The organism is Nonomuraea sp. NPDC050202, from assembly GCF_040656115.1.
Taxonomy (GTDB): Bacteria; Actinomycetota; Actinomycetes; order Streptosporangiales; family Streptosporangiaceae; genus Nonomuraea.
Window position 1 is genome coordinate 70344 of the sequence record NZ_JBFALF010000023.1, and the last position, 12613, is coordinate 82956.

Genomic DNA, 12613 nt, shown 5'->3' on the forward strand with positions numbered 1-12613 from the left:
CAAGCGTCCGCCTCACGCCCAGGCACCCTCGGCGGCGGCCTGCTTCACGAAGGCGGCGAAGGGGCGGGGAGGGCGGCTGAGCGCGCGCTCGACGCCGTCGCTGACGTGGGCGCCCTCGTCCTGCGACACCCAGGTCAGCAGCCGTGCCTGCAACTCGGCGAACGGGCCGCTCCGGCCGGCGGCGGTCAGCTCCGACACGTACGCGCCGGGCGTGACGGGCCGGTAGCGGACGGCCAGGCCGGAGCCCTCGGAGATCGCGGCCACCACCTCGGCCAGAGACAGCGGCTGCGGCCCGGACAGCTCGTAGACCTGTTCGTGGTGGCCGTCCCCGGTCAGCGCCGCGACCGCCGCCTCCGCGACGTCCCCGGCGTCGACGAACGCCTCCCGCCCTGCCCCGGCAGGCAGGCGCAGCTCGCCCGAGCGCACGGCGCCGGCGAACATCCCCTCGCTGAAGTTCTGGAAGTACCAGGTGGGGCGGAGCACCGTCCAGGCCGCGCCGGACTGCTGGACGATGCGCTCGCGCGGCCGGTCCAGCCCGGGACCGCCGGCCCGGGCCGACAGCAGCACCAGCCGCTCGGCGCCGCGGGTCACGGCCCGGGCGGTGAAGGCCCGCAGGAGGTCGTCGGGATGCAGCTCGGGCCGTACGAGGTAGACGCCGTGCACGTCGTCGAGGGCGGCGTCCCAGGTGCCGGGGTCGTTCCAGTCGAAGGGGACGTCGCCGGCGCGTGAGGCGGGCCGGTGCGGCACGCCCAGCTCGCGCAGCCGCGCCGCGACGCGCCGTCCGGTCTTGCCGCGGGCGCCCAGGACAAGGATCTTGCTCATGTCACCGTCAACCTGCGATCGCGGTGATCTGTTCCGGCGAACTGTTGGCGTGGCCAACGAATCTGGGTATAGTTAGTGACGTAAACGTTGGTGACGCCAATGAAATGAGGATGGCATGTCCGCGGAAACTCTGATCGCCGACCGCATCGAGATCGCCGACCTGTTCACCCGCTTCGCGCTCCTGCTCGACGAGGCGCGGTGGGAGGACGCCGGCACGGTCTTCGCCGACGATGTGGCGGTGCATTCGCCGCGCGGAGGTGAGCTGCGCGGCCTCGACAAGGTCGTCGGCTTCATGCGGCAGTCGGAGGTCGAGGGGCAGCGCGCCCAGCACACCACCACCGACCTGCTGGTGGACCTCGACGGCGACCAGGCGGCCGCCTCGGCGAACTCGCTGGTGTACTACTTCCGCGACGGCCAGGCGCCGCACTTCACGGGCGGCCTGCGACTGGCCGCCACCGCGGTGCGGACCCCGGCGGGCTGGCGGCTCCGCGAGGTGCGGATCACGCCCGCCTGGACGCGCGCGGAGGCGTGAACGGTCCGGGAGCGTGGAACCTGCGCGCCCGGACCGCCTGCGGCCGTTCGCGCCGCCGAGCTCTCCGGACGACAATGTGCGATGTGATGAGGGTTGACGCGTGAACGGCCGGCTCAGCGGGGCGCTCTCCGAGGACGACCCGGTGGTGGAGGCGGTGCTCACCGCCAGCCGGGCCCTGGTGGGAGTCGCCGCCCGCTCGATCGCCGCGGCGGGCGGGGACGTGACGCTGCCGCAGTACCGCGCGCTCGTCCTCATGGCGGCGCGGGGCCCGCAACGGCTCATCGACCTCGCGGACGCCCTGGACGTGAACAGATCGACGGCCACCCGCATGTGCGACCGGCTGGTGGCCAAGCGGCTGGTACGGCGCAGCCGCCTGCCCAGCGACCGCCGCACGGTCCGCATCGTGCTGACCGGCGAGGGGCGCGCCCTGGTGGACGGCGTGACGCAGAAGCGCAAGGCCGATCTGGCGCGGATTCTCGCCCAGCTCACGCAGGAGCAGCGGGTCGCCGTGGTGGCGGCGCTGTCGGCGTTCGCGGAGGCCGCCGACGAGAAGGAGGTCTCCGCGCAGGCCGACGTCCCGGAGTTGTGAGGGGAGGGGCTGCCCGGAAGGGTTCAAGGCGCGCTCCGTCAGGAGGGCGGCGTGGGGAAGCTCGCCGGCGTGGTCAGGCCGGTGCTCTCCAGCAGGCGCTGGTGGTTGAGCACGGCGGCGTTGGCCTGCTCGGAGAAGCGGCGGACCAGCGTGTTCTGGGTGCTGCCGCGGACCGTGCCGATCAGGGGGAAGATCTGGCCGTGGGCCAGGCGCAGCCACTTGACGTACGTGGTGTCGTAGGCGGCGCCGGTCCTGCCGGAGATGTCGCTCATCCAGGCCTGCTGCTGCGTGGTGGGTTTCACCGGCAGCTTGATCTGCAGCTTGGCGGCCACGTCGCGGACCTGCCGGTCGAGCGTGTGGTGCTGGGAGGCGATCTCCTTGCTGATCTCGCGCACGCGGGCGGTGCCGGCCCGCTGCACCGCGTCCTGAGCCATGGGCATCTCCCACAGGCTCGCCAGGCGGACCTTGCGGATGAGGTCCCTGTCGACCTCGGACAGCGGGCCCCACTCGGTCTGCCGCGTCCCGCCGTCCCGCTCTTCCCCGGTCGGGGTGGCGGGCGGCTCGGTCGTCTCCGTGCCGATGGCGGCCGGTACGGTGCTCACCGCGGCCGTGTCGGAGCTGGGCGTGGGCGTGTAACCGGCGCAGGCGGTCGCCGCGCAGAGCAGGCCGAGACCGCAACCGGCGAGTACGCGACGGCTGTGGCGCATGCACCGTCACCCCTTCCGGGTACTGGGGCGTGCCTTCGTGCGGCACTGGTCACTGTTGGATACGCCGCGCGGCCGGGAAGCGTTCACGGCACTGTTCGAGCCGTGCCGCATGCCGGGTCGCGGCGCGGACGCTACGGTCCGGGAACGGCGTGACCCGCTGCCGATCGGTCTTCGCGCAGCTCCCTGCGCAGCTCGACGGCGCGGTGCAGGTAGTGGGAGGCCAGCGCGGCACGCCCGGTCGAGCGGTAGAGCTCGCCGAGCGTCTGGAACGTGGCCGCCTCGCCGCTGCGGTCGCCGAGCTGCTGGAAGATCGCCAGGGACGCCTGCAGGCGGTCGGAGCCGTCGGACCGCCTGCCGTTGGCCGCCTGCAGCCCGCCGAGGCTCTGCATCGCGTACGCCCCGCAGTGCCGGTCGCCGAGCCGCTCGAAGATGTCCAGGGCCCGCCCCTGGAACCGCATCGCCTCCTCGGCGTCGGCTTTCATGTCGTGCAGGCGGCCCAGCTGCATCGACACGCACCCCTCGCGGTGGGTGTCGCCGAGCTCCCTGGCCAGCCGCAGCGCCTCGGCCAGCCACCTGGACGCCTGGCGGAGATCGCGCAGCGACAGGAAGATCCGCCCGATCGCCTGCCGCGCGTACGCCTCGCCGCTGCGGTCACCGACGGCCAGGAACATGGCCAGGGCGTGCCGGAAGGAGCCGAGCGCCCGCAGGTGCTCGCCGGAGAACTGGCTGACCGCGCCCAGCCCGCAGATCGAGATCGCCTCGCCGCGTGGGTCGCCGAGCTCGCGGAAGAGCGCGCGAGCCCGCCTGAGCATGTCGCCGGCCTCGGCGTAGCGGTCCTGGTACAGGCACACCTGGGCGAGGCCGCGCAGCATGGCGGCCTCGCCGCGCCGGTCGCCCGCCGCGCGGGCGCCGTCGAGGGCCAGGCGGTGCGTGAGCTGCCACTCCTCCAGGCGGCAGTGCAGGTCGAAGTAGGGGACGAGGGCGGCGGCCAGCCCCCACGCCGAGGAGGCCAGCCCGGTGCCGGCGGCCAGCCGTACGGCCTCCACCAGCGACTCGCGCTCGGCCTCGAACCACGACAGCGGATCGGCGGTGAGCTGGGCGAGCGTCTCGCCCGGCAGGCTCCAGGAGGCGGGTTCCTCGGGGGTGAGGCTGAACAGGGTGGTGGGCAGGCGGGCCGCGGCGTGGCCGGTGGCGCTGGCCCAGCCGCCGAGCACGCGGGCGAGCGCCTGCCGGGCCGCGTCGCCTCCCGCGCTGCCCTCCGCGTGCTGCCTGGCCTGGCAGCGCATCAGGTCGTGCAGCTGGTAGCGGGGCTGGCCGAGGGCGTCGGTGCCGGCCAGGCGCAGGAGGTTGGCGTCCACGAGGGAGTCCACGACGGCTTCGGTACGGGGACGGCCCAGGACGGCGTCGGCCACCCAGCCGGGCACGGAGGCCGGGCCGAGCAGGCCGAGCGTGTGGAAGGTGGTGGCCGCCTCGCCGGTCAGGCGCCGGGTGCTGCGCTCGAAGGAGCCGCGTACCTCCAGGTCGCCGGCGCGCAGCTCGTCGAGCCTGCCGGCCTCGTCGGCCAGGCGCCGCTGGAGCACGCTGAGCGGCCAGTTGGGCCGGCCCGCCAGGCGGGCGCCGGCGATCCGGACGGCCAGGGGCAGGTGGCCGCAGGAGTCGAGGATGGCCAGGGTCGCCTGCCGGTCGGCGGCCAGCCGCTGCGGGCCGACGATGCGGCCGAGGAACTGCTCGGCCTCGTCGGGCGGCAGGACGTCGAGCTCGAGCAGGAGCGCGCCAGGCAGCTCGGTGATGCGCCGGCGGCTGGTGACCAGGACCGCGCAGCCGTTGCCCGGCAGCAGGGCGCGCACCTGGGCCGCGTCGGCGGCGTCGTCGAGGAAGACGAGCATGGGGCGCTCGGCCAGCAGGGAGCGGTAGAGGGTGGAGCGTTCGTGCACCGTGGGCGGCAGGGCGGCGTCGCCGACCCCCAGCGCGCGCAGCGCCTCGGCCAGCAGGTCCGCCGGGTCCGCGGGGGCCGGGTCGGTGCCGCCGAGGCACAGGTGCAGTTGCCCGGCCGGGTAACCGGGCCGTACGGCGTGGGCGCAGTGCACGGCCAGCGCCGTCTTGCCGACGCCCGGCGGCCCGACGACCACGGCGATCGACGGCGGCCCGTCCGGCCGCCGTTCCCCGGCCGCCAGGGCGTCCGTCAGGGCGGCGACCGCGGCGGCCCGGCCGGTGAAGTCCGCTATGTCGGGCGGGAGCTGGCAAGGCCGCGGCACCCCCACGCCCGCGCCCGCACCTGAGTCCGCGCCCGCACCTGAGCTCGCGCCCGCACCTGAGCTCGCGCCCGCACCTGAGCTCGCGCCCGCACCTGAGCTCGCGCCTGCGCCGGAGCCCGATTCCGCGACCAGAACCGCACCCGCGCCCGCACCTGAGCCCGCACCCGACCCCGTGCCTGCACCCGGAGCCAGGCTCGACCCCGACCCCCTGCCCGCACCCGGATCCAGGCCCGCGCCTGCGTCTGCGCCCGCATCTGAACCGGCGCCCGCACCAGCGTCCGCGCCCAGAACCACTGCGGCGCCCATCCCCGGCCCGGCGCCGCGGGCGAGGGCGGGCTCCTCGAAGTCCTCGGCCAGGACGCGGGCATGGGCCTCACGCAATTCCTGGCCGGGCTCGATACCGAGATCATCGACGAGCTGACGCCGGATGACGGTGTAGGCGTGCAGCGCCTCGGCCCGCCTGCCGCCACGGTGCAGGGCCAGGATGAGCTGCTGCCAGAGATCCTCCCGGTACGGATGCTCGCCGATCAGCTCGCGCAGGTCGTCGATGGCGGAGGCGTGCTCGCCCACGGCCAGTTTCGTCGCGACCAGCTCCTCGGCCGCGCCGAGCCTGGCCTGGGTGAGCGCGCGCAGCTTCGCGTCCCACGCGGGGCTGGCGGGCAGGTCGCTGAGGGGTTCGCCGCGCCACAGCGCGAGCGCCTCCCGCAGGTGCGCGGCGGCCTCCGCGGTACGCCCGCCCGCCCGCGCCCTGGCCACCAGGTCCTCGAACAGCAGCAGGTCCAGCCGCTCCGCCGCCACCTCGATCGCGTAACCGGAGGGATGGGCGGTGATGCCGGCGCCGGCCGTGCCGAGGACCCCGCGTAAGGAGCTCACGTACGTGCGCAGGTTGGCCGTGGCGGACGAGGGCGGGTTCCCGGCCCACAGGACCTCGATGAGCGTGTCCGAGCCCACCACCTGGTTGGCGTCGAGCAGCAGGGTGGCCAGCAGCAGCCGCGGCTTGGGGCCGCCGACGCGCAGGCTCCGGTCCGCGGCCCGGACCTGTAACGGCCCGAGGACACCGAAGGCTGGTTGATCAACCACTATGACCGCACCTATCTCCTTGGCTGGAGGTGTTGCAACCATTACCGGGTTGAGCCTTTATACCGATTTTGGATGTTCTTTGTACGCCGTACTCGCAATCTTGAGCCCCAGCAAGCGCACGTCGAGAGATCCACTTGATCATGATCGGCGCCGGGCGGATCCCGTCCCGGAGCCGTACGGAAAGGATCCTTATGCGACCCAGCAGGGTGCTCACGGTGGGGTTCGTGCTGGTGTGCGGGCTCGCCGCCGGCCAGGCCGCCTCCGCCGCCCCGACGCCGGCCCCCTCGCCGTCCGCCTCCCCCGCGGCCACGGCGACGCCGACGCCCGCGCCGGACTCGAACGACCCGCCGAACCAGGTCGAGGTCCCCGAGGTCTCGACCCTCGCCGCGCCGAGCTTCCAGCTCCCCTTCCCCTGCGGCCAGAGCTGGACGGGCAACTCCAGCGCCAGCAGCGCGCACCGCTCGTACGAGATCGACTTCAACCGCGGCAGCACCGCCAACGCCGACCTCGGCGACACCGTCGTGGCCGCCGCGGCCGGCACCGTGGTCATCTCCGCCCACCAGGGCTCCGCGAACGGCTACGGCAACCTGGTCAAGATCGACCACGGTGGCGGCTACACGACGTACTACGCGCACCTGAACTCGCGCTCGGTCGCCGCCGGCGCCCAGGTCGCCCAGGGCCAGAAGATCGGCACGCTCGGCAAGACCAGCAAGCCGGGCAACAACATCAGCCCGCACCTGCACTACGAGGTCCGCCAGGGCAGCAGCTACCCGAGCAACGTCCGCAAGGCCGTCTTCAACGGCGTCACCTTCGGCTACCCGAACCAGACGCTGACCTCGAAGAACAAGTGCGGCGGCAGCGGCACCACCAACCCGCACACCGCCACGTCGGTCTGCGGCGCCGGCTACAAGGTGATCGACAGCGCCGCGCTGGGCACGGCCGGCACGGTTCACCTGCTCTACAACTCCGCCAACGGCAACAACTGCGTCGCCACGATCAAGAAGTCGTCGCTGGGCAAGGCCACCGCCACCAGCGCGTACCTGGAGGTGCAGGGCAAGGCCCGGGTCACCGACAGCGGCAGCTTCGCCTACTACGCGGGCCCGGTGCGCGCCGCGGCGGCCGGCAAGTGCGTCAAGTGGGGCGGCAAGGCCGGCTCGGCCGTCTACGACAGCACGTTCGAGCACTGCGGCTAGAGCGCGTACCCCCCACGAACGAGACATCCTGAGGAGAGAACACTGTGCGAGCCCGACTGCGCCGCTCAGCCGCGCTGCTGACCGGCGTGCTGATCCCCGCCTCGCTGCTCATGGTGAGCCCGGCCGCGGCCACGTCCGCCGACGGCCCCGTGTCCGCGGCGTTCGCGCGGGCGGCCGCCACCTACGAGGTGCCGCGCGACCTGCTGATCTCGCTCGCCTACGCCGAGACCCACCTGGACGGGCACGACGGCGAGCCCAGCGCCAGCGGCGGCTACGGCATGATGCACCTGGTCACCTCCCGCACGCTGGAGCGCGCGGCCACCCTCACCGATCAGCCTGTCCAGGAGCTGAAGAGCGACGACGCCGCCAACATCGCGGGCGGCGCCGCCGTGCTGCGCGCCTACGCCGACGAGGCGGGCCTGGACGCCGCCGCCCGCAAGGACCCCGCCCGCTGGTACGGGGCCATCGCCCGCTACGGTGGCGCAGCCTCTGCCGACGTGGCCCGCCTGTACGCCGACACCGTCTACGACCTGATGGCGGAGGGCGTGCGCGCCACCAGCACGGGCGGCGAGAGCGTCACGGTCAAGCCGCGCGCCGTCGAGCCCGACCGCGGCGCGTACGCCAGGGCCAAGGACCTGGACGCCCCCAGCACCTTCGCCGCCTCGACGGACTACCCGCAGGCCGCCTGGGTGCCGGCCAACAGCGCCAACTACGCCGTCTCCAGCCGCCCGACCAGCGACAAGATCGACCGGATCGTCATCCACGTGACGCAGGGCTCCTACGCCGGGACGATCTCCTGGTTCCAGAACCCGGCCGCCAAGGTCAGCTCCCACTACGTCGTTCGCTCCTCCGACGGCGCCGTCACCCAGATGGTCAGGGAGAAGGACCGGGCCTTCCACGCCGGCGAGTACAACCGGCGCTCGGTCGGCATCGAGCACGAGGGCTTCGTGAACGACGCCACGTGGTTCACCGACGCCATGTACCGCTCGTCGGCCGCGCTGACCCGCAACATCGCCGACCGGTACGGCATCCCCAAGGACCGCACGCACATCGTCGGCCACAACCAGGTCCCCGGCACCGACCACACCGACCCCGGCGGCCACTGGAACTGGACCACGTTCATGCGGTACGTCACGGGCGGCAGCGGCGGCCCCACCAACCCGCACACGCCCGAGTCGGTGTGCGGCAGCGGCTACAAGGTGATCGACAGCGCCGCGCTGGGCACGGCCGGCACGGTTCACCTGCTCTACAACTCCGCCAACGGCAACAACTGCGTGGCCACGATCAAGAAGACCTCGATCGGCACGGCGACCGCCATCAGCGCGTACCTGGAGGTGCAGGGCAAGGCACGGGTCACCGACAGCGGCAGCTTCGCCTACTACGCGGGCCCGGTGCGCGCCGCGGCGGCCGGCAAGTGCGTCAAGTGGGGCGGCAAGGCCGGCTCGGCCGTCTACGACAGCCCGTTCGAGCACTGCGGCTAGGAAGAGCGAAGAGCGCAGCGGCCAGGAAGGCGCTGCGGTCAGGAAGGACGGAACAGGCGGCGGGCGGGTGCGGGCAGGAGCCCGGGCCCGCCCGCGGCGTTCACCCGGGTGCCCGGAACCTGGGGACCTGGAACCGGCCGCGAGGAGAGCTCGGCAGCTAGATGACCTAGCGGGCCCCGGGGGGCCCGCCTGGAATCGAACCAGGAGAAGGAAGCTGCCGAATGGCCTCACGGCACGGCGTGCGAGGAAGGCGGGAAGGCTAGAGGTTCTTTGCAATCAGCAAGGGAGAAGGAAGCCCTCCCATGGCCTCGCGATCGGCACTGTATCAGGCCGGGATCAACTCGTGCAGCGTCGCCGGCGTGTACACCCGGGCGCCTTCCGGCAGATCGGCCGGCGCCCGCAACCCGATGTACGTGGTGTGCTCCCCGGCGCGGCCACGGCGCCCGAGCAGGTCGGCCAGGTAGCGGACGCGCAGGTGGTCGCGTTCGACGATCGAGCGCACCAGGAGCGAGGTGGTGACGCGGTTGCCTTCCACCTGGTTGAAGCCGGGGCGTCCCTTCAGGTAGAGGTGCAGCCACTTCGCCTGCCAGGCGCCGCCCTCGCCGCGCAGGAAGGCCAGCGGCAGCGCGACGCGGCCCGCGCCGCGCAGGTCGGACTTCATCCGCACGGTACGCGGCTCGAACGGCCTGCCCTGCTGCCCGGCGTCCCTGGTCATGAACCCGAAGAACGCCTCGGCGGCCTCGTCGAACGGCTCTCCGGCGTAGATGTGCACCTGCGGGATGATGATCGGCTTGGTCGCCCGGGGGAGGCGGATGTCGATGAACTCGCTCGCGCCGTCGGTGGCGTCGGTGAGGTCGCCGGAGTACGTGGCGAAGGCGTTGCGGTAGCTGGTCCAGGAGACGTGCTCGGGGTCGCCGAAGGAGGCGTCCAGCATCAGGGCCGACAGGTCGTAGTCGGTGCGCCGCTCGGCCTGGCGCCAGTGGACGAAGAAGCGCAGCAGCTCGCCGTCCACGGCCGACAGCGAGCCGCGCGGCAGCATGCCGAGGCCGGGCGCGACGGCCTTGCCCGACAGCGGCAGGGCGACGTCGAGCACGTCGGGATCGACGATCAGGTTGCCGGGGTCGGGCAGGCGGCGGGCGATCTCCTCGTCCAGCACGGCCACCGCCCGCGACAGGACGCTCTCCTCGATCGGGGTGCGGGCGTCAGGCGTGGTCCACGCCCGGCCGTGCCGGTTGGCGAAGACGCGGCCGGCGACGGGCCCGAGCCGGTTGTGCAGGTGCTCGCGCAGCGACAGCAGGACCCGGCCGGACGCGCCGGCCGCGGCCCGCTCGGCGGCGTCGAGCACGGCCGAGGGGTCGGGGGCGGTGCGCAGCAGGTGGTCCAGCCGGCGCAGCAGCGCGCCGGGCGCCTGGCTGAGCAGGTCGAGCGCCTCCCCGGTGCGGCCCTGCGCCAGGGACGACTCCAGCCGGCTGTCGAAGCCGCGCGCCCGGCGGGCCCCGCGGGCGACCTCGAAGACCTGCGCGGCGCGCGGGAAGCGCGGGTGCTCGTGCGGGTGCAGCCGCTCGCCGAGCCGCTTCCACTGCTCGCGGTGGCGTGGCACGTCGCCGAGCCTGGCCGGGGAGGCGACCGCGTCCAGGGCCTGGAGCAGGGCGCGGCGTTCGGCCCGGCGGAACGAGCGGAACCGGGTGGGGGCGGCCAGCGTGACGTCGCCGCCGGAGGCGCCGCAGGCGAGCCGCAGCACGTCGGTCACCGTGTCGACGAGCAGCGGCCGGCCCGTGGCCAGGCGCTCCTCGTTGACGACCGCGCGGTTCTCGCGCACCGGGATGTGCTCCGGCTCGTCCGGGCAGAACGCGGCCAGGGCCCGCAGGGCGGCCAGGTCCTCGGCGGGCAGCGGCACCTGCGAGCCGGCCATCGAGAAGAACAGCTCGCGTGCCTCGGACTCCAGGCTCCTGCCCAGGTCCAGCACGGTCACGCGGTCGCCGGCCAGCGGGATCAGCTCGGCGTGCGCGGCCAGCAGGTCGGCGTAGCTGTGCTGGTAGCGGCCGTAGCCGGGCAGCGCGAGCAGGTTGAGCGTGGCCGGCTGGACCCGGGCGGCGGTGGCGGGGTCGAGCAGCCTCTCCCGCAGCAGGCCGGCCCAGAACTCCATGGTGTCGGGCACGCCGCGGGGGAAGCCGATGAAGTAGGCGTTGTGCCGCACGTGGTCGCCGACGAGCTCGCGGACGGCGGACAGCACCCGCACGCCGAGGTCGAGGACCGTCTCGCCGCGCAGCGCCGCCAGGCGCTCCAGCAGGGCCGCCGAGCACTTGAAGCCCACGCTCAGCAGCGCGGCGTCGAGCTGGCGGGCGGCCGCCTCCCCCCAGCCCTGATGGGTGCCGGCGGGGGCGTCGCCGATCGGGACGCGCAGGCGGCGGGCGATGACGAGGGCTTCAAGATTGTCCACGGGCGCACCCTATAGCCGGTACGAGCGGAAATTCGGGCATTTTCCGTCGATCCGGGATTGACGGGACGTGGCTAATGGCATTAGCTTACCGGCTATGGACATGAACCGCGAGACCGAGTTCCTTGACATCGACGGCGGCCGGCTCGCCTACGACGTGACCGGGCAGGGCCCGCTCGTCGTGCTCGCCCACGGCATGGGGGACAACAGGGCGGCCTACCGCGCGATGGCGGCCGAGCTGGTGGCCGCCGGGTTCCGGGTCGCGAGCATGGATCTGCGCGGCCACGGCGAGTCCAGCACCGGCTGGACGTCGTACACGCGCACCGACGTCGCCGGCGATCTCCTCGCTCTGATCAGGCGGCTGGGCGGCCCCGCCGTCATCGTGGGCCACTCCTTCGGCGGCGGCGCCGCCACCATCGCGGCCGCCCAGGAGCCCGGCCTGGTCAGCGCCGTCGTCGAGATCGGCCCGTTCACCCGCGCCCAGCAGGTGAACCTGGGCGCCCTGATCTCCAACGCCCGCTATCGCAAGGGCATGACCCTGCTCATGGGGGCCGGCCTGTTCCGCAGCGTGGGAACGTGGAAGCGCTACCTCGACCACGCCTACCCCGGCACCAAGCCCGCCGGGCACGCCGAGCACGTCGCCGCGCTGGAGGCGGACCTGCGCAGGCCGGGCCGGATGGCCGTGGTCAGCCGGATGGGCACGTCCGCGCCCACCGACGCGGGCGCCCGGCTCGGCGACATCCGGTGCCCCGCCCTGATCATCATGGGCACCCTCGACCCCGACTGGGCCGACCCCGCGGCCGAGGGTGCAGGCATCGTGGCCGGCATGCCGGCGGGGACCGCCCGGCTGCACCTGGTCGAGGGCGCCGGCCACTACCCGCACGCGCAGTTCCCCGTCGAGGTCGCCGCGGCCGTCCTGGACTTCCTCGGAGCCGGTCGGCGTGGCTAGGGCGGCGCTGTCGGCCGATGCCATCGTCGACCTGGCCCTGCGCGTCGTCGACGAGGGCGGGCCCGCGGCGCTGACGCTGTCGGCGGTGGCCGGCGCGGCGGGCGTCGCCCCTCCGTCGCTCTACAAGCACGTGCGCAACCTCGCCGAGCTGCGCGCGCTGGTGTCCGCGCGGATCATCGGCGAGATCGCCGACCAGGCCGGCGAGGCCGTGCTCGGCCGCTCCGCCGACGATGCGGTCCGCGCGCTGATGACGGCGTGGCGGGCCTACGTACGGCGCTGCCCGAACCGCTACGCCGCGATCGTCCAGAGCCCCGAGCCGCGCACGGCGGAGGCCGGGGCGCGCCTGCTCACCATCATGTCCGCCACCCTGCGGGCCTACGGGATGGAGGACTCGGCGGCGATCCACGCGGCCCGCTGCCTGCGCGCGGCCGTCCACGGGTTCGCGGTCCTGGAGGCCGAAGGCGCCTTCGGCCTGCCCGAGGACCTGGAGGAGAGCTACGACCTGCTGATCCACATGGTGATCGCCGGGCTGCACACTCCTCCAGGACGTTGACGGGCCGGTCAGGTG

General features: G+C 73.7%; 10 protein-coding genes. 6 read left to right on the forward strand and 4 right to left on the reverse strand.

What is annotated here, in order from left to right; all coding sequences use genetic code 11:
• Positions 1-12: 12 nt before the first annotated feature.
• Positions 13-822 (reverse strand): SDR family NAD(P)-dependent oxidoreductase, encoded by an 810-nt coding sequence (locus AB0I79_RS41955; RefSeq protein WP_357885688.1) that lies wholly within the window; start codon positions 820-822, stop codon positions 13-15.
• A gap of 115 nt (positions 823-937) precedes the next feature.
• Between AB0I79_RS41955 and AB0I79_RS41960 the strand changes: the two genes are divergently transcribed.
• Both AB0I79_RS41960 and AB0I79_RS41965 read left to right on the forward strand, forming a co-directional pair.
• Entirely contained in the window at positions 938-1354 is a 417-nt protein-coding gene (locus AB0I79_RS41960; protein ID WP_357885690.1) for a nuclear transport factor 2 family protein, read from the forward strand.
• 100 nt (positions 1355-1454) lie between these two features.
• Positions 1455-1943: a MarR family transcriptional regulator gene (locus AB0I79_RS41965; protein ID WP_357885692.1), complete on the forward strand. Its 489-nt coding sequence runs from the start codon at positions 1455-1457 to the stop codon at positions 1941-1943.
• Between the two features lie 38 nt (positions 1944-1981).
• On the opposite strand, the gene AB0I79_RS41970 is transcribed toward AB0I79_RS41965, so the two are convergent.
• Complete coding sequence (locus AB0I79_RS41970) at positions 1982-2650, reverse strand: DUF4142 domain-containing protein (RefSeq protein ID WP_357885694.1); 669 nt, start codon at positions 2648-2650, stop codon at positions 1982-1984.
• 131 nt (positions 2651-2781) lie between these two features.
• Entirely contained in the window at positions 2782-5985 is a 3204-nt protein-coding gene (locus AB0I79_RS41975) for a BTAD domain-containing putative transcriptional regulator (RefSeq protein ID WP_357885696.1), read from the reverse strand.
• 191 nt (positions 5986-6176) lie between these two features.
• Between AB0I79_RS41975 and AB0I79_RS41980 the strand changes: the two genes are divergently transcribed.
• The gene (locus AB0I79_RS41980) at positions 6177-7178 is read left to right on the forward strand and encodes a M23 family metallopeptidase (RefSeq protein ID WP_357885698.1); all 1002 of its coding nucleotides are present in this window, start codon (positions 6177-6179) and stop codon (positions 7176-7178) included.
• 44 nt (positions 7179-7222) lie between these two features.
• A complete protein-coding gene (locus tag AB0I79_RS41985; RefSeq protein ID WP_357885700.1) occupies positions 7223-8659 on the forward strand; it encodes a peptidoglycan recognition family protein in 1437 nt (478 codons plus the stop codon).
• A gap of 325 nt (positions 8660-8984) precedes the next feature.
• Here the strand turns inward: AB0I79_RS41985 and AB0I79_RS41990 are convergent, their stop codons facing one another.
• Positions 8985-11099 (reverse strand): hypothetical protein, encoded by a 2115-nt coding sequence (locus AB0I79_RS41990; RefSeq protein ID WP_357885702.1) that lies wholly within the window; start codon positions 11097-11099, stop codon positions 8985-8987.
• Between the two features lie 94 nt (positions 11100-11193).
• Here AB0I79_RS41990 and AB0I79_RS41995 point away from each other — a divergent pair, with 94 nt between their 5' ends.
• Together AB0I79_RS41995 and AB0I79_RS42000 are read left to right on the forward strand one after the other, a co-directional pair.
• Positions 11194-12045 (forward strand): alpha/beta hydrolase, encoded by an 852-nt coding sequence (locus tag AB0I79_RS41995; RefSeq protein ID WP_357885704.1) that lies wholly within the window; start codon positions 11194-11196, stop codon positions 12043-12045.
• Positions 12038-12598, forward strand: coding sequence for a TetR-like C-terminal domain-containing protein (locus AB0I79_RS42000; RefSeq protein WP_357885706.1), 561 nt, complete (start codon positions 12038-12040; stop codon positions 12596-12598). Before AB0I79_RS41995 ends, AB0I79_RS42000 begins: the two co-directional genes overlap by 8 nt.
• Positions 12599-12613 lie beyond the last annotated feature (15 nt).

What these genes read in the sequence shown, in the direction of transcription:
- AB0I79_RS41955 (WP_357885688.1), bottom strand. Translation starts at nt 822, where the DNA reads ATGAGCAAGATCCTTGTCCTGGGCGCCCGCGGCAAGACCGGACGGCGC.
- AB0I79_RS41960 (WP_357885690.1), top strand. Translation starts at nt 938, where the DNA reads ATGTCCGCGGAAACTCTGATCGCCGACCGCATCGAGATCGCCGACCTG.
- AB0I79_RS41970 (WP_357885694.1), bottom strand. Translation starts at nt 2,650, where the DNA reads ATGCGCCACAGCCGTCGCGTACTCGCCGGTTGCGGTCTCGGCCTGCTC.
- AB0I79_RS41980 (WP_357885698.1), top strand. Translation starts at nt 6,177, where the DNA reads ATGCGACCCAGCAGGGTGCTCACGGTGGGGTTCGTGCTGGTGTGCGGG.
- AB0I79_RS41995 (WP_357885704.1), top strand. Translation starts at nt 11,194, where the DNA reads ATGGACATGAACCGCGAGACCGAGTTCCTTGACATCGACGGCGGCCGG.